We start from the raw sequence: 16,925 nt of genomic DNA, 5'->3' as shown, positions 1-16,925 counted from the left end.
TCAAGTACGGCCGCCCGCTCGAACGCAAGACCAAGGTGGTGCCGCTTGAGACGCCCCCTCACCTCCCGCTCGATCTGGCGCACCGGCCGCGGCGGCTGCGGCGCACCGACTGGCTGCGCCGCATGGTGCGCGAGAACGAGCTGTCGACCGCCGACCTGATCTGGCCGATCTTCGTGGTGGACGGCAAGACGAAGCGCACGCCGGTGCCGTCGATGCCGGGTGTGGACCGGCTCTCGATCGAAGAAGCGGTCCGCGATGTCGAACGCGCGGCGAAGCTGGCGATCCCCTGCGTTGCGATTTTCCCCTACACCGATCCGGCCTTGCGGGATGAAGCCGGCAGCGAGGCGACCAATCCCGACAATCTCGTGTGCCGCGCGGTGCGCGCGATCAAGAAGGCGGTGCCGGAGATCGGCATCCTGTGCGACGTCGCGCTCGATCCCTTCACCAGCCACGGCCATGACGGGCTGATGCACGATGGCGTGATCCTCAACGACGAGACCGTGGACGTTCTGACACGGCAGGCCCTGGTGCAGGCCGATGCCGGTTGCGACATCATCGCCCCCTCCGACATGATGGACGGCCGCGTCGGCGCGATCAGGATGGCGCTCGACGATGCCGGGCATCAGGATACGGCGATCATGGCCTATGCGGCGAAATATGCCTCGGCCTTCTACGGGCCGTTCCGCGACGCCGTCGGCTCCTCGAAGACGCTGACCGGCGACAAGCGCACCTATCAGATGGATTACGGCAATTCCGACGAGGCGATCCGCGAGGTCGCGCTCGACCTCGACGAAGGCGCCGACATGGTGATGGTGAAGCCCGGCCTGCCCTATCTCGACATCGTGCGGCGCGTGAAGACCGAGTTCGGGGTGCCGACCTTCGCCTATCAGGTGTCTGGCGAATATTCGATGATTTCGGCGGCGGTGCAGAACGGCTGGCTGGATGGCGACAAGGCGATGATGGAGAGCCTCATCGCGTTCAAGCGCGCCGGTGCCGACGGTATCCTCACCTATTTCGCGCCAAAGGCCGCGGAGTTGTTGCGGTAACGCGGCGAGCGCTGCACGCACGAGCGCGGCGCACCTCCGAGCGAGGCGCTTGTATTTGCGCCCTCTCCCCTTGAGGGAGAGGGCAACACCGCGTTCACGGCAATCTCGGTTGGGTGAGGGGTGCAACTCTATCGAGACGCCGACACCCCTCACCGAGGCACTGACACCCCTCACCCATCACGACTCGCGGACCAGATCGCGCAGCCCTCTCCCTCAAGGGGAGAGGGCACAATACCGCGATCCGCATTCGCGGCCAGCGCTCGAAAAACTCAATTCCGCCGCAGCAGCCTGCGCAAGTCGGGCTTGTCGGTCCGGCGCACCGGCTGCTTCTCGACCGGCGGCAGCCAGACGACGAACGACTCCCGTTTCAGGTCCTGATCGATATGGGGCTCGATCAGCTGGGTCCAGGCATTCGCGACCTGCTGATATTCGAACTCGCAGCCTTCGGCGCGATCCTTTGGCAGCTTGCCGCTTTCGACGAAATCGCCGAACAGCACGGGATCTGCGCCGTAAGCGATGCACAGCACGTTGAAATATCGCTGCGAGGGCGTGCCATGCACGTCGGAGAATTTACGCAAGGATTGCACGACGACGGGCGAGCGAATGTCGCCCTGGTATTGCCAGGCATTGCCGAGGATCAGCCGCCGCGCTTCGCCCTTGTCGAATTGCAGCATGAAGTAAACCGAGAACTGATCGGCGGCATCCTCCTCGCGGCCAAAGATCGGCGTATTCCAGTAATCGAATACGGCATGCGCGACCTCGTGCAGGAACACGTCAATGGTCGGGCCGATCAGCGCGTCGATCGGAGCGATCCCTCCGGTCGGGGCGGACGGCACGTTCTTCCAGAGATCGTCGAGATATTCGTAGCAGACGGTGATGACGTCATCTTCGTACCAGGCGTTGGATATGCCATCGCAGTCCTCGGTCTTGATGAGGAGGCGCCGCGGCAAGCGCAGCGGCTGCAGGAGCGACTGCATCATCTCCAGCGCATGGGCTTTCCTGATCTGCTCGTAAACCGGCTGCAACTTCTCGTTCTTCGGTTCGACATACTGGATGTCGATCTGCTTCGGTTGCATTTCCTGCGCGCCGGCGCTCACAAGATCGGCCAGCATCAGACAGCATAGAAACGGCAAGCACGCTGCGATCCGCATCTGTGGCTCCCATTCGTTGCCTGTCAGTCAGGGCGGCCCGTCATCCCATCACCGCGCTCGCATTGATGCGCGTGGGCTGATAGCCGTCTTCAGCAAGCGCAGACAGAATTTCCTCGGCATGCGCGCGATCGCGCGTTTCCACGGTGACGTCGAGCCGCGCGCCCTTCGCCGGCACGTCGAGAAACAATCGCTTGTGGTCGACTTCAAGGATATTGGCGCCGAGTTCGCCGAGCCGGCTGGCTATGGTGCCGAGCACACCCGGCCGGTCCGGAATCGTCAGACGAAACGCGACGATCTGCTCGTCGCGTTCGAGTTCGCGCACCATGATCGACGCGAGAATGCGCGGATCGATATTGCCGCCGGTCAGGATCAGGCCGATCCGCCGGCCCTTGAAGCGATCCGGCTCCTTCAGCATCGCCGCAAGGCCGGCCGCTCCCGCGCCTTCCGCCATCGTCTTCTGCAGCGTGAGATAGGCGTTGACCGCGCGTTCGAGCTGCGTCTCGCTGACGAGGAGCACGTCGGACACGAGGTCGCGGATGATCGGCAGCGTCAGCTTGCCGACATTCTTGACCCCGATGCCCTCGGCGAGCGTCGCGCCGCCGCAGGGCCGGTCCTCGCCATGAAGCGCGTTCCACATCGACGGATAAAGCTCCGCCTCGACGCCAATCACCTCGATCCGCGGGCTGATGGCTTTCGCGGCGATGGCGTTGCCGGATATCAGGCCGCCGCCGCCGATCGGGACCACAATGCAATCGAGGTCCGGACGTTCCTCGAGCATCTCGATCGCGATGGTCCCCTGCCCGGCGATGATCCGCGGATCGTCGTAAGGGTGGATGAAGACGAGGCCTTCGCGGGCCTGCAATTCCTCGGCCTTCGCCTGCGCTTCGGCGATGCTCTCGCCATGCAGGACGACCATCGCGCCGCACGCCCGCGTCGATGCGACCTTCACTGCGGGCGTCGTGACCGGCATCACGATGGTCGCCCTGATCCGCAGTTTCTGCGCGTGATAGGCGACCGCCTGCGCGTGATTGCCGGCCGACATCGCGATCACGCCGCGTGCGCGGTCGCCCGGATCGAGGCTTGCAAGCTTGTTGACCGCGCCGCGTTCCTTGAAGGAATTGGTGACCTGCAGGTTCTCATATTTCACGAACACCTCGGCGCCGGTCAGCGCCGACAGCTTGGGCGCCGGCAGCATCGGCGTGCGCAGGACACGGCCTTCGAGAATTGTCTGCGCATTCCCGATATCGCTCAGCCTGATCATGGTCGCGCTTCCCTTGCCGCCTCACTATAGGCGGCAACTTGGCGATGCGTTAATCTCCCCCGATGGGATAAAGCCGGGTTCGAGGGACCGATGGCAGACGAGCGCGACCGGATCGGGGTGGCCTACGACGTCAAGCCGCATATGTATGACCCCGCGACCAATCCGGAACTGTTCGACGGGGTGCCGGCGCGCCGCGTGCTCGCCTTCCTGATCGATCTCGTGATCCTCGCGATCCCGCTGATTCTGGTCTGGCTGTTCTTCTTTGCGATCGGGATCGTGACGCTTGGCTTCGGCTTTGGCCTGTTCTCGCTGATGCCGGTGATCACGCTGATCTGGGCCGCGTATTATTACGGCACCACGCTCGGCGGGCCGCAATCGGCCACGATCGGCATGCGCGCGCTCGATATCCAGATGCGGACCTGGTACGGCGCGCCCTCCTATTTCGTGCTCGCGGTCGTCCATGCCGGGCTGTTCTGGCTCACGACCAGCCTGCTGACGCCGCTCATTCTCCTGGTCTGCTTTTTCAACACGCGGGGCCGGTTGCTGCACGATGTCCTGATTGGCACGGTCGTGATCAACAACCCGGACCGGGCCCGTCCGCCGCGCCCGGTCGGACCGGAACCCGGTATCGTTTGACGAAACCGGGCCGGCCGGGCCAGACTTTCCCTTGAGGAGACATTGGCCGGACCGTGACCCAGCATTCGCGCGATACCCCGCAATTCTATCTGACCGCTCCCTCGCCGTGCCCGTACCTCGCCGGCAAGGAGGAGCGGAAGGTGTTTACGCATCTCGTCGGCGATCGCGCACCGGGGCTGAACGACCTCCTCACCCATGGCGGATTTCGCAGAAGCCAGTCGATCGCCTACCGCCCCGCCTGCGAGACCTGCCGCGCCTGCGTGTCGGTCCGTGTGGTGGTGGACGATTTCGTGCCGACGCGGTCGATGCGGCGGATCGCCCAGCGCAACGCCGATGTGTCGGGCGAGATGCGCGCGGCGGTGCCGAGTTCGGAGCAATATTCGATCTTCCGCGCCTATCTCGACGAGCGCCATCGTGACGGCGGCATGGCCGACATGACCGTGCTCGACTACGCGATGATGGTGGAAGACTCGCACGTCGAGACGCGCATCGTCGAATACCGGCTGGCGCCGTCGGTCCCAAGTCCGCGCCGCGCCGGCACGCTGATCGCGGTGGCGCTCACCGACATTCTCGGCGACGGGCTGTCGATGGTCTATTCGTTCTTCGATCCCGACCACGAGCAGCGCTCGCTCGGATCGCTGATGATCCTCGACCACATCGCCCGCGCCAAACAGATGGGCCTGCCCTACGTCTATCTCGGCTATTGGGTGCGCGGTTCGCGCAAGATGGACTACAAGAGCCGCTTCCTCCCGCAGGAACGATTAGTGTCCCAAGGCTGGGTCCGCGCCGAGATGTGAGGCGGATCTCTCCGCCCCACGGAAGGCCAATACAAAAGCGGCCTCAGCCGCTATTCCCGACCGGGAGTCGCCCAGAACATCCGGTTGAGCGAGACCATGATCGTTTGCGTCGTGTCGACATTCGACGTCGCGCTGCCGATCAGCGTTCCCTTGAACGTGTCCGGAGTGCCCGGATTATAGAATCCCGACGTGAACCACGCGGTGCGCGTATCGGGAATGGTCACGAGGTAGCTGAGATCGACGAACCATGACGGCGTCAGATAATAGGTCACGCCCGCGGTGATCGCCGCGCCGAAGCGCCAGTCCGTGCTCGAGAAACTTTGTGGTGCGCCCGACACATTCGTGAACACCCCGTTCAGCGTCGCATAGCCGACGACACCGTCGAGGTCGACCTTGAACCGCGACAGCGACACCCCGGCGCCGGCATACACGAAGCCCTGCCCGAACGATTTCCCGAGGTACAGGAGCGACGTCATCTGGTGATTGACTTCGACCGAATAGGACTGCGTCACGGAATAGCCGGTGAAGGTCGGAACCCCCGGCGCCGACGACGTGCCGTATTGCGGAATGATGAGGTTCGGCGTCCCGGACTTGAGGCCGAGATAGTTGTAGGTGAACTTCGCGCCCCACAGCCAGTCGGAATTGCCGACGTGGTCGAAATAACCGAATTGCGCGCCGAACGTGGCCGCGGAATCGGTGCCAAATCCCGCATCGACAGGAGGCCCATCGGCAGTGCCGGATGCGATCAGCGCGCCGTTTGAATAGGTGTCCGAAATTCCCTTGTTGTAGACGGACTGCGAGCCGAATTTTGCGAAGCCGGCGCCGACACCACCACCAACAAAAAAGCCGGACCGCGGCGTCTGTGCATGCGCACTGGCCACTCCCACGACAAACACCAGCGCAACGGAAAGCGCCATGACAGAGCGCATCGCATTCCCCCCTGAGATCTTCGCGGGAAAGCGCAGACTGCCTGCACAATTCACCACGACGGATGCGAAACGTTATCTGAGTCGCGAGACCCGCAAGTCGCGAATGCGGCGCGATCAAGACATAACTGCATTGTCTGCGTGGCAGCGGATGGAACCACATCGCTCATTTGTGGAACCGCATCACTCCTGTCATGCCGCGCGACAGCGGTGCACCCAGTATCCTCATTGTGTGTCGATCGGATCGCCCGCGTTTGCGGACGATTGCAATGAGAGAGCGCTGCTGCATGAGAGTGGCTCTCTCATGAGAGAGACTGCTTTCGTGACAGCACAGCCGCTTCCATGAGAGCGGCTGCTTTCAGGAAAAGGCGCGATCGCTAGGCGATGCTCTTGCCGAACTTGTTGTTCTTCGGGAACCGGTCCGGCTTGACGCGGCCGGCATCGCCGCGATTGCCACGCCACGCCGCCAGTTCCTTCAGCGGCGTGAGTTGCGCGCGGCCCGCCGCATCGAACCATCCGAGCCCCTCGCCCTTGGAGTCGAAGGTCGTGATGTCGCTCAGGATGCCGTCCTTGTAGCGCTGCAGGCGAACGCCGGCGCCGCGCGTCATCTCCGGCACCTGGTTGATCGGGAACACGATCATCTTGCGGTTCTCGCCGATCGCCGCGACGAGGTCGCCTTCAACGAGCGCAATCGCAACCGCCCTGTCCGGCGCCTTGACGTTCAACACCTGCTTGCCCTTGCGCGTATTGGCGAGGCATTCGTCCTCGGACACGACGAAGCCCTTGCCCTCGCCGGACGCCAGAATGAACTTGCGGCCGCCCTGATATTTGAACGCCGCGACGATGGTGGCATCCTGCTCGAGATCGATGAACAGCCGCACCGGTTCGCCGTGACCGCGTCCACCGGGCAGCTTGCTTGCATCGATGGTGTAGAACTTGCCGTTCGACCCGAAGAACACGCATTTCGACGTGGTCTCGGCAAAGAACGAGAACTGCAACGCGTCGTCCGCCTTGAAGGCGATCGAGGACAGATCGGCGACATGGCCGCGGAGCGCGCGGACCCAGCCCTTCTCCGACACCACCACCGTCACCGGCTCACGCTCGACAAGGACTTCAGCCAGCTCCTGCTCGACATCGCTGACTTCGCCGAAGGTGGTGCGGCGCTTGCCGAGTTCGGTCTTCGGGCCGAATGTCTCGCGGACCTTCCTGATCTCGCCAGCGACCGTCTTCCACTGCTCGTCCTCGGACTTGAGAAGCGCCTTGAGCTTCTTCAACTCGTCGCGCAGGTCCTTGTCCTCGCGGCGGATTTCCATCTCCTCGAGCTTGCGCAGATTGCGCAGCCGCATGTTGAGAATGGAATCGGCCTGCAGGTCGGTGAGATTGAAGGTCTTGATGAGGACCGGTTTCGGCTCGTCCTCGGTGCGGATGATCTTGATGACCTTGTCGAGGTTCAGATAGGCGATCAGATAGCCGCCCAGCACTTCCAGCCGATGCTCGATGGCTTCGAGCCGGTGCTGCGAGCGCCGGACCAGCACGTCGCGACGGTGGTCGAGCCATTCGCGCAACGCTTCGGCGAGCCCGACCACGCGCGGCACGCGGCCGTTCTTCACGAGCACGTTCATGTTCAAGGGGATGCGGCTTTCCAGCTCGCTCACCTTGAACAGCGATTCCATCAGCAGCACCGGATCGACGGTGCGCGATTTCGGCTCGATGACGATGCGGATGTCGGCGGCGGATTCGTCGCGGATGTCCGCGACCAGCGGCAGCTTGCGTTCATTGAGAAGCTCGGCGATGCGCTCAACGAGCCGCGACTTCTGCACGAGGAACGGGATCTGCGTCACCACGATCTGGTAGCCGCCGCGGCCGGTCTCCTCCTTGGTCCAGCGCGCGCGGACCCGGAACGAGCCGCGGCCGGTGGTGTAGGCCTCCGCGATCGCTTCCTTGCTGTCGACGATCACGCCGCCGGTCGGGAAGTCCGGACCCGGCACGTATTTCATCAGCGTCTTCGATCGCGCATTCGGATTGTCGATCAGGAACAGCGCCGCGTCGCAGAGTTCGGCGGCATTGTGCGGCGGGATCGACGTCGCCATGCCGACCGCGATGCCCTGCGAGCCGTTGGCGAGCAGATTGGGAAAAGCGCCCGGCAGCACCGTGGGCTCTTCGGTCAGCCCGTCATAGTTCGGACGGAAGTCGACCGCGTTCTCGTCGATGCCTTCGAGCAGGAGCCGCGCGACCTCGGTCATGCGCGCTTCGGTGTAGCGATAGGCGGCGGCGTTATCGCCGTCGATATTGCCGAAATTGCCCTGCCCGTCGATCAGCGGATAGCGCGAGGAGAAATCCTGCGCGAGCCGGACCAGCGCGTCGTAGATCGCCTGATCGCCATGCGGATGGAAGTTACCCATCACGTCGCCGACGATCTTGGCGGATTTCTTCGGCGTCGTGCCGGGATCAAGCCGCAACAGCCGCATGCCGTAGAGGATGCGGCGATGAACCGGTTTCAGCCCATCGCGCGCATCGGGCAATGCGCGATGCATGATCGTGGAGAGTGCATAGGCGAGATAGCGCTCCTCGAGCGCGTCGCGCAGCGCAATCTCCTGAATGTCCTTGTCCGGTGGAGGAATCACCCGTGTGGCCATGCCGTTCGGTAACCCGGCCGGGTTCGGCGAACAAGCGAACCGGTGCGGGCCGCCGACCGTGTTTGGTGCAAAGGACCTTCCCCGTGGCGGCGCTGTCGGTCAAAAACTGCCTGAAATTGGCCAGTCACGCACGATTTATTGGAGCATGGATTAAAATTGCACGCGGATGTTCAATTCCGTGGTAATTTTTGCGGGTGGCCGCGCTGGGGACTGTTTGCGGTCAGGGTGGTCTTTCTAACCGCGCCCGGAACTCGTCCGGGCCGGGTCACGCGGCCGGCAGCCATCGCTGCCGGTAAAGCGCAGCGTTGCTGTTGCGCGTCGACAGAAATGGAGATCCAGAGAATGAGAACTTTCGCTGCTGCCCTGACTATCGTTGCGGGGCTGGGATTGGGCATGGGCGCCGCTGTCGCCGCCCCGATCAGTACACCGCATTCCGGTGCGACGCTGAATGTCAGCGGTCTCTTCACACCCGCGCAATATTACGGTGGCTACGGTGGCGGCTATGGCTATCGCTATCAGCCGTATTGCTACTATGTGCGCCGCTGCGGCTACGGGCCTTACGGCTATCACTGCTGGCGCGAGCGCATCTGCCGCTGAGCGATCCGGCAACGAAAACGAAGGGCCGGTCCTCTGGGGCCGGCCCTTTTCGTTCAGGCGGCGTCCGGTAATTTGCGACGGACCGCGGCGATGAAATGCGCGCGCGCATCCGACAGCATCAGGCCGCGCGGCTCCAGCACATGGCGGGCCAGAAAGAACGCGGTCAGCTCAAAGCCGGCCTGAATGTCGCGCGCGTCGGCGCGTTCGGATTCGCCGGCGAGAAAGGCCGGAAGCGCCAGCAGGCGATCCCGCCATGGCTCGCCCGCGCCCCGCGACACCGCCCGGCCCGATTTCGGCGAGACAAACATCAGGTCCGACGACGAGCCGGTCGCGGCACAGCTTCCAAGATCGAGGCCGAAGCCAAGCTCCGACAGCATCAACAGTTCGAACCGCACCACAAGCGTCGCACACAAAGCCGGATCATGGAGATGTGAGACGATCACCTCCAGCGCATCGAACACGACTTCATGCGGATCGCGCTCGGGCAGGAGCCGCGCCATGGTCGCAAGATGCGTGATCGCAAACACCGCGTGGGGGTCGGCAAACAAGGCGCCGGCGCGCAAGGCGATCGGTTCGATGGTGTAGGTGCCGAGATGATCGTCGAGACGCGCCCGCCAATGCGCTCGCACCGCATTGGCCGGTTGCAGCACCGGCCGCATCCGGCTGCCCGCGCCGCCGCGCACGAGCCCGAGATGACGCCCATGCTCGCGCGTCATCAGTTCGAGAATGGCGTTCGCCTCGCCGTGCCGCCGGATACCGAGGACGAATCCGTCGTCGCTCCATTGCATGGAGAAGACATGTGCCATCGCGGCCGCGTTGTCGAGACTGCGCCTGCTACTTCAGCGCGATCCAGGCCGGGGCGTGGTCGCTCGCGCCTTCCCGCCCGCGCTCGGCGCGGTCGACGCCGGCATTCTTCAGCCGCTTCTTCAATTGCGGGCTGAGCAGAAGGTGGTCGAGCCGGAGCCCGGCGTCGCGGGCCCAGCGGTTCCGCTTGTAGTCCCAGAAGGTGTAGATGCGTTCGTCCGGGTAAGTCTCTCGAATCGCATCGGTCCAGCCCTGTTTCAAAAGCCGCGCATAGGCCGCGCGGCTCCGCGGCTGGACCAGCGCGTCGTTGTCCCAGGACCGCGTCGGGTAGATGTCGATTGCCGTCGGCGCGACATTGTAGTCGCCGATCAGGGCCACCGGAACCTTGGCGTTCAATAGCTTGCGGGCATGCGCCGACAGGCGCCTGAACCATTTCAGCTTGTAGTCGAATTTCGGGCCGGGCTGCGGATTGCCATTCGGCAGATACAGGCACCCGATCAGGATGCCGTCGACGGCGGCTTCGATATAGCGGCTCTGGGTGTCCTCGCGGTCGCCGGGCAACGCCATTCGCGTCACCACGGGCTCGCCGCCACGCGACAGGATCGCGACGCCGTTCCAGGTCTTCTGGCCGCGCCAGACCGCGCTATAGCCGGCCTTGCGCAGCGCTTCGGCCGGGAAATCGCCGTCGGTGCATTTCAGCTCCTGCAGAGCGACAATGTCGGGCTCCGCCGTCTTCAGCCAGCGCAGGAGGTTGGTGAGCCGCCGGTTGATGTTGTTGATGTTCCAGGTGGCGATTTTCATACGGGGCCAACGACGCCTTAATCGTCTTTGGGAAATTCCAGCCCCATCTCCCGGTAGCGTTCCGGATCGTCGCCCCAGCGCTCGCGCACCTTCACGAACAGGAAGAGGTGAACGGGCGCTTCCACGATCTGCGAAATCTCCTTGCGCGCTTCGGCGCCGATCGTCTTCAGGGTCTGGCCGCCCTTCCCGATCACGATCTTCTTCTGGCTGTCGCGCTCGACATAGATCGTCTGCTCGATGCGCACCGAACCGTCCTTCTGCTCGGTCCAGGTTTCGGTCTCGACGGTCGATTGATACGGCAATTCCTGGTGCAGGCGCTCGAACATCTTCTCGCGCGTGATCTCCGCCGCGAGCAGACGCATCGGCATGTCCGACATCTCGTCTTCAGGATAGAGCCACGGCCCGAACGGCACTTCGCCGGCGAGCCAGCTGCGCACGTCATCGACGCCGTCGCCGGTCAGCGCCGACACCATGAAGGTCGCAGCGAATTTCACGCGGCCGTTCAGGGCGGTCGCGAGCGCCAGCAGAGCCGGCTTGTCGCTGACATCCACCTTGTTGAGGATCAGGAATGTCCGTCGCGGCGTCTCGGCGAGTTTCGTAACGATGGCGTCGGTCTCCTCGTCGAGACCCTTGCGGGCGTCGACCAGAAGGCCGACGAGATCGGCATCCTGCGCGCCGGACCAGGCACTCGTGACCATCGCCCGATCGAGCCTGCGCTTCGGGGTGAAGATGCCGGGCGTATCGACGAAGATGAGCTGAGAGGCGCCTTCGACCACGATGCCGCGCACCGGCATGCGCGTGGTCTGCACCTTGCGGCTGACGATGGAGACCTTGCTGCGCACCAGCGCGTTGATCAGCGTGGATTTGCCGGCATTGGGCGCGCCGATCAGGGCGACGAACCCGCAGCGGGTCGTCGCGGGCGTTGTGGACGCGTCTTCAGCCATCGGCACGGACACCTTCGCGCGCCAGCATCGCCGCCGCAGCCGCCTGCTCGGCCGCGCGCTTCGACCGGCCGCGTCCCTCCGCCGGATCGCGTTCGGGGAGCGCCACCGCGACCCGGAAGACCGGATCGTGATGAGGACCTGTGCGTTCCACCTCGCGATAGGACGGCGTCGGCAATCCGCGCGCCTGCGCCCATTCCTGCAAGACGGTCTTCGGGTCGCGCAGCGGCCGTGCCGGCTTGCGCATCCGGTCCGACCAATAGCGCTCCACGAGGGCCTTGGCCGCCTTGTAGCCGCCATCAAGAAACACCGCACCGATCAGCGATTCGCAGACATCGGCGAGGATCGCGACCCGCGACCGGCCGCCCGCGCGCACCTCGGACGGACCGAGCCGGAGCGAGGCGCCGAGATCGATTGCGCGCGCGACATCGGCGCAGGATTCGCGGCGGACGAGGTCGGCGAGACGACGCGACAACTCACCCTCCTCGGCCTTGGGGAAGGCCGCGAACAGCATTTCCGATACCGCAAGCCCGAGGACATGGTCGCCGAGGAATTCCAGGCGCTGATAACTGCCGATCCGCCCCTGCCCCTTGAGCGCCGAAATATGCGTCAGCGCCCGTTCGAGCAGCGCCTTGTCGCGGAACTTGTAGCCGATGGTGGTCTCGAGAGCCGAAGCGCGCTGAACCTTGCGCTTCTTCTTTTCCCCAGCCTGGGCAGCGCCGCCGTCCGGCTTCGCCTCGGCCGCGGCAGCGTCAGCCTGCAACGCAGCCGGCGGCTCGGTCACCGCCGCCTTGCGCTTTACCGCGGCCGACTTGCGCGGCTTACGCGCATTCGGTTCGGCCGCTGCGCTGTCGGCTGCACGGTTCATCGCACGATCTTGAAGATCCTGTTCCAGCGGACCGACCATGGCCATTTCCAGATCTGCCATGCGCGTTCGCCTTCGGCCACCGAGAAGAAAATGATCTGCGCGCGGCCGATCAGGTGGCTGAACGGCACGTACCCAACCTGGCTTAACACGCGGCTATCGGTCGAATTGTCGCGATTGTCGCCCATCATGAAGTAATGACCGGCGGGCACGACATATTCCTGCGTATTGTCGTAGAATCCGTTGTCCTGCAGATCGAGCGTCGTATAGGTCACGCCATTCGGCAACGTCTCGCGCCACCGCTTCACGCGGATCGCGCGATCGCCTTCCTCGGTTTCGATATAGTCGCCGATGCGCTCGCGCTTGACCGGCTCGCCGTTGATGATCAGCAGGCCCTGCTTCATCTGGATCCGGTCGCCCGGCAGGCCGATCACCCGCTTGATGTAATCGGTCGAGTCATCCTTCGGCAGCCGGAACACCACCACATCGCCACGGTCCGGCGGCGATCCGAAGATGCGGCCGGAAAACAACGGCGGCGAGAACGGGAAGGAGTAGGACGAATAACCGTAGGAGAATTTCGACACGAAGAGATAGTCGCCGACGAGCAGCGTCTCCTTCATCGAGCCGGACGGAATGTTGAAGGGCTGGAACAGGAAGGTCCGGATGACGAGCGCGATAATCAGCGCATGCACGATGACGCGGACGGTCTCACCGAATCCGCTTTCCTTGCGCTTGCTGCTGGTCACGCTCATGGGCCTCATGTCCGGAAAAAAATCGCGCTGGCGGGCCCTTGTAGCGGCTGGGCTGGCGCTTCGCAACGAAACCGCGAAGCACAGCCATCATACTGAAAGAGTTGAAAAAATCTATTCCGGCGACGTGCCGCTGCGCACCGCCGAAATGATCACGATCGCTTGTGCGAGCGGATATTCGTCGGTCAGGCTGACATCGATCCGCGCCTCATAGCCCTGCGGCGTTATTTCGTTCAGCCGCTTCAGCGCCCCGCCGGTGAGTTTCATGGTCGGGCGGCCGGAGGGCAGGTTCACGACGCCCATGTCGCGGAAGAACACGCCGTGGCGGAACCCGGTGCCCAGCGCCTTCGAGCAGGCTTCCTTGGCCGCGAAGCGCTTTGCGTAGGTGTCGATCCGGGTGGCCCGCCGTTCCGCCTTGGCCACTTCCACCGGGGTGAAGATGCGCTGGATGAAGCGGTCGCCATGGCGCTCGAGCACCTTCTCGATGCGGCGGATGTCGACGAGATCGGAGCCAAGACCAAGGATCATGACACGGCTGCGCTCTTGCGGCCGCGATCCATGGCCGCGCGCATGGTCCGAACCGCGGCGTCGAGACCGACGAACACCGCTTCGCCGATCAGGAAATGTCCAATGTTGAGTTCGACGACTTGCGGCAGGGCGGCGATGGTTGCGGCACTGGCGTAATCCAGTCCGTGACCCGCATGGACCTCGAGGCCAAGGCTCGCGGCCTCGGCAGCGGCATTGCGGATCCGCTCGAACTCGCGGACAGCGAGCTCCTCGTCCCCATCGGCCAGGGCTTCGCACCACGCCCCGGTATGCAGTTCGATCACCGGCGCACCAACCGCATGGGCGGCCTCGACCTGTTCGCGATCGGCGGCGATGAATAACGAGACCCGGATTCCGTCTCCTGCGAGAGTCCTCACCGCCTGTTCGATGTGGGCTTGCTGACCGACAACATCGAGACCGCCCTCGGTGGTCCGCTCGGCGCGCCGCTCCGGCACGAGGCAGGCGGCATGCGGACGCGTGCGCAGCGCGATCGCGATCATGTCCTCCGTCGGGGCCATCTCGAAGTTCAGCGGCTTGTCGATCTCGGCCTTCAGCCGCGCCATGTCCTCGTCGCGGATATGGCGGCGGTCCTCGCGCAGATGCGCGGTGATGCCATCGGCGCCGGCCGCGACGGCAAGCTTCGCCGCGCGCACCGGGTCAGGATGCAGCCCGCCGCGCGCGTTGCGGATGGTCGCGACGTGATCGATGTTCACGCCAAGCCTGAGATGTGGTGCTGCTGCCAAGTTCATCTCGCCCTGGTTCTGCGACCTGTATCCCTTGCCGATCGCGATCTTTCAAGCGCCCTGCCCGTCGCGGGCGGACCTCAGCCGTTCACCCGCGCGACACGGGCCACGACCGGCTTCGCGCGCAGTTGCGCGATGATCGCCGTCAGGTGCTTGAGGTCATAGACCTCGAGATCGATGGTCAGCGTGGTGAAGTCGGGCGATTGCCGCGCCATGTTGATGTTGTCGATGTTGCCATCGTTCTCGGCAATCACCTGCGCGAGCTGCGCGAGGGTGCCCGGCTCGTTGACAGATTCCACCACGATCCTCGCCGGGAAGCGCTGCGGCTCGTGCTCGTCGACATCCCAGCGCAGGTCCAGCCATTGCTCCGGCCGGTCCTCGAATTCCTGCAAGGACGGCGACTGGATCGGATAGATCGTGATGCCCTCGCCCGGCGTGAGAATGCCGACGATCCGGTCGCCCGGCACCGCGCCCCCAATCGGCGCAAAGCGCACCGGCAGATCGCTGTTGATGCCACGGACCGGGATTGCTCCCGGCGTTTCGGCCGCCGGTACCTTCGCCTTCACCGATTTCGCCCGCCGCAGCCCGTACCAGGTGCCGTCGCCCTTGGGCGCGGCGAGCGCGGCGCGTTCCTCGAGATAATCCGGATACATGGCGCGGGCGACGTCGGACGCCTTCATCTCGCCGCGGCCGACCGCCGCCATGACCTCCTCGATCGAGGATCGTGCGAGCCGCGACAGCGCCCCTTGCAGCTTCTCGTCGGAATATTCCTTCTTGGCGCGTTGAAACAGGCGCTCGACGATGCGGCGGCCGAGGCCGGCATATTGGTCGCGCACCGCAACGCGCGTGGCGCGCCGGATGGCCGCGCGTGCCTTGCCGGTGACGACGATCGATTCCCACGCCGCCGGCGGCGCCTTCTGCGCCTTCGAAGTCATGATCTCGACCTCGTCGCCATTCTGCAGCTCGGACGCGAGCGGCGCGATCTTGCCGTTGATCTTGGCGCCGACGGCCATGTTGCCGACATCGGTATGGACGGCATAGGCGAAATCGATCGGCGTTGCATGACGCGGCAATGCGATCAGCTTGCCCTTCGGGGTGAAGCAGAAAACCTGATCGTGGAACAATTCGAGCTTGGTGTGCTCCAGAAATTCTTCGGAGTTGGAGCCTTCCGACAGCAATTCGATCGTGCGCCGCAGCCAGGCATAGGCGTTGGACTCGCGCGACAGCATTTCGGAGGGCGACAGCGTCGCATCCTTGTAGAGCGCGTGCGCCGCGATGCCGTATTCGGCGATGTCATCCATCTCCTGCGTGCGCACCTGCAATTCGACGCGTTGCTTGCCGGGCCCGATCACCGTGGTGTGGATCGAGCGATAGTCGTTCTGCTTGGGCGTCGAGATGTAATCCTTGAAGCGGCCGGGCACGACCGGCCAGGTAGTGTGGATCACGCCGACCGCCTGATAGCATTCGGCAACATCGCCGACGATCAGCCGGAAGGCGAAGATGTCGGACAATTGCTCGAAGCCGACGGACTTGCGCTCCATCTTGCGCCAGATCGAATAGGCGCGCTTCTGCCGCCCTTTCACCTTGGCGGCGATCCCGCGATCGGCCAGCTTGCGTGTCAGCTGCTGCTCGATGTCGATGATCAGATCCTTGTTGCGCAGTCCGAGCGTGAGGAGCCGTTCGGTGACGACCAGATACGCATCGGGATAGAGTTCGCGAAACGACAGATCCTCCAGCTCGTCACGCATTTCCTGCATGCCCATGCGCCCGGCCAGGGGGGCATAGATGTCGAGCGTCTCTTCCGCCATCCGCCGCCGCGTCGCCACCGGCACATGATGCAGCGTTCGCATGTTGTGCAGCCGGTCGGCGAGCTTGACCAGCAGCACGCGCACGTCATCGGCAATCGCAAGCAACAGCTTGCGCAGGTTCTCGGCCTGCTTGGCTTCCTTGGTGACGAGGTCGAGCTTCTTCAGCTTGGTCAGCCCCTCGACCAGAACGCCGATCTCCGGGCCGAACAATTCATCGATTTCCGCGCGGGTCGCCGGCGTGTCCTCGATCGTGTCATGCAACAGCGCGGCCGCGATCGTTGCGTCATCGAGCTTGAGATCGGTCAGGATCGCGGCGACTTCCAGCGGATGCGAAAAATACGGGTCGCCCGAGGCGCGCTTCTGCTCGCCATGCGCCTTCATCGCGTAAACATAGGCGCGATCGAGCAGCGCCTCGTTGGTGTCCGGATTGTAGCGCCGTACCCGCTCGACGAGCTCGTATTGACGCATCATCGGCTTTGATGGCGCCGCGGGCTTGGGCTTTTCCTGGATGGCCTGTGGCAACGCCGCGCCGGTCAGATCCAGTGGCGCGCGGGTCCGCGACTGGTTCTGCATCCTTGGCAGCGTTGGGTTCGACCGGGCCATCACTCACTCCGGCCG

16 protein-coding genes are annotated in these 16,925 nt (G+C 64.2%); 4 read left to right on the top strand and 12 right to left on the bottom strand.

Going from position 1 to position 16,925, the window contains the following annotated elements; genetic code table 11:
* The coding region (gene hemB / locus VN004_RS14180) for a porphobilinogen synthase (RefSeq protein WP_414710305.1) at window positions 1–1,046 on the top strand (1,046 nt) is incomplete at its 5' end.
* Between the two features lie 269 nt (window positions 1,047–1,315).
* Here hemB and VN004_RS14175 read toward each other — a convergent pair.
* On the bottom strand, window positions 1,316–2,197 hold the full coding sequence (locus VN004_RS14175; protein ID WP_325611179.1) for a DUF4344 domain-containing metallopeptidase: 882 nt from the start codon (window positions 2,195–2,197) through the stop codon (window positions 1,316–1,318).
* 40 nt (window positions 2,198–2,237) lie between these two features.
* A complete protein-coding gene (locus VN004_RS14170) occupies window positions 2,238–3,458 on the bottom strand; it encodes a threonine ammonia-lyase (RefSeq protein WP_325611176.1) in 1,221 nt (406 codons plus the stop codon).
* A 90-nt stretch (window positions 3,459–3,548) separates the two neighbouring features.
* Between VN004_RS14170 and VN004_RS14165 the strand changes: the two genes are divergently transcribed.
* Complete coding sequence (locus VN004_RS14165) at window positions 3,549–4,094, top strand: RDD family protein (protein ID WP_325611174.1); 546 nt, start codon at window positions 3,549–3,551, stop codon at window positions 4,092–4,094.
* Between the two features lie 53 nt (window positions 4,095–4,147).
* Window positions 4,148–4,891 carry an arginyltransferase gene (locus tag VN004_RS14160; protein ID WP_325611172.1) on the top strand — a complete coding sequence of 248 codons (744 nt, stop codon included), beginning with the start codon at window positions 4,148–4,150 and terminating at the stop codon, window positions 4,889–4,891.
* Between the two features lie 50 nt (window positions 4,892–4,941).
* Here VN004_RS14160 and VN004_RS14155 read toward each other — a convergent pair whose 3' ends face one another.
* The gene (locus tag VN004_RS14155) at window positions 4,942–5,820 is read right to left on the bottom strand and encodes a hypothetical protein (protein ID WP_325611169.1); all 879 of its coding nucleotides are present in this window, start codon (window positions 5,818–5,820) and stop codon (window positions 4,942–4,944) included.
* Window positions 5,821–6,194: 374 nt separating this feature from the next.
* Window positions 6,195–8,453 carry a DNA topoisomerase IV subunit A gene (gene parC, locus VN004_RS14150; protein ID WP_325611167.1) on the bottom strand — a complete coding sequence of 753 codons (2,259 nt, stop codon included), beginning with the start codon at window positions 8,451–8,453 and terminating at the stop codon, window positions 6,195–6,197.
* Window positions 8,454–8,795: 342 nt separating this feature from the next.
* Between parC and VN004_RS14145 the strand changes: the two genes are divergently transcribed.
* Window positions 8,796–9,050: a hypothetical protein gene (locus tag VN004_RS14145; protein WP_325611165.1), complete on the top strand. Its 255-nt coding sequence runs from the start codon at window positions 8,796–8,798 to the stop codon at window positions 9,048–9,050.
* Between the two features lie 53 nt (window positions 9,051–9,103).
* Here VN004_RS14145 and recO read toward each other — a convergent pair whose 3' ends face one another.
* The 8 genes from recO to VN004_RS14105 all read right to left on the bottom strand — a co-directional run bounded on the left by recO (window position 9,104) and on the right by VN004_RS14105 (window position 16,778).
* Window positions 9,104–9,838, bottom strand: coding sequence for a DNA repair protein RecO (gene recO, locus VN004_RS14140; RefSeq protein ID WP_325611183.1), 735 nt, complete (start codon window positions 9,836–9,838; stop codon window positions 9,104–9,106).
* A gap of 46 nt (window positions 9,839–9,884) precedes the next feature.
* A complete protein-coding gene (locus VN004_RS14135) occupies window positions 9,885–10,655 on the bottom strand; it encodes an exodeoxyribonuclease III (protein WP_325611163.1) in 771 nt (256 codons plus the stop codon).
* A 17-nt stretch (window positions 10,656–10,672) separates the two neighbouring features.
* Complete coding sequence (gene era / locus VN004_RS14130) at window positions 10,673–11,599, bottom strand: GTPase Era (RefSeq protein ID WP_325611161.1); 927 nt, start codon at window positions 11,597–11,599, stop codon at window positions 10,673–10,675.
* On the bottom strand, window positions 11,592–12,380 hold the full coding sequence (gene rnc, locus VN004_RS14125) for a ribonuclease III (protein ID WP_414710306.1): 789 nt from the start codon (window positions 12,378–12,380) through the stop codon (window positions 11,592–11,594). Before rnc ends, era begins: the two co-directional genes overlap by 8 nt.
* 80 nt (window positions 12,381–12,460) lie before the next feature.
* Complete coding sequence (gene lepB / locus VN004_RS14120) at window positions 12,461–13,213, bottom strand: signal peptidase I (RefSeq protein ID WP_325611156.1); 753 nt, start codon at window positions 13,211–13,213, stop codon at window positions 12,461–12,463.
* A gap of 111 nt (window positions 13,214–13,324) precedes the next feature.
* Complete coding sequence (gene acpS / locus VN004_RS14115) at window positions 13,325–13,738, bottom strand: holo-ACP synthase (protein ID WP_325611154.1); 414 nt, start codon at window positions 13,736–13,738, stop codon at window positions 13,325–13,327.
* Window positions 13,735–14,499, bottom strand: coding sequence for a pyridoxine 5'-phosphate synthase (locus VN004_RS14110; RefSeq protein WP_325611151.1), 765 nt, complete (start codon window positions 14,497–14,499; stop codon window positions 13,735–13,737). Before VN004_RS14110 ends, acpS begins: the two co-directional genes overlap by 4 nt.
* Window positions 14,500–14,579: 80 nt before the next feature.
* Entirely contained in the window at window positions 14,580–16,778 is a 2,199-nt protein-coding gene (locus VN004_RS14105; protein ID WP_325611181.1) for a bifunctional (p)ppGpp synthetase/guanosine-3',5'-bis(diphosphate) 3'-pyrophosphohydrolase, read from the bottom strand.
* Window positions 16,779–16,925: the final 147 nt, after the last annotated feature.

Origin of the sequence: Pseudorhodoplanes sp. (assembly GCF_035565855.1) — a bacterium.
Classification (GTDB): domain Bacteria; phylum Pseudomonadota; class Alphaproteobacteria; order Rhizobiales; family Xanthobacteraceae; genus Pseudorhodoplanes.
This window is presented reverse-complemented; position numbering and strand designations above follow the sequence as displayed.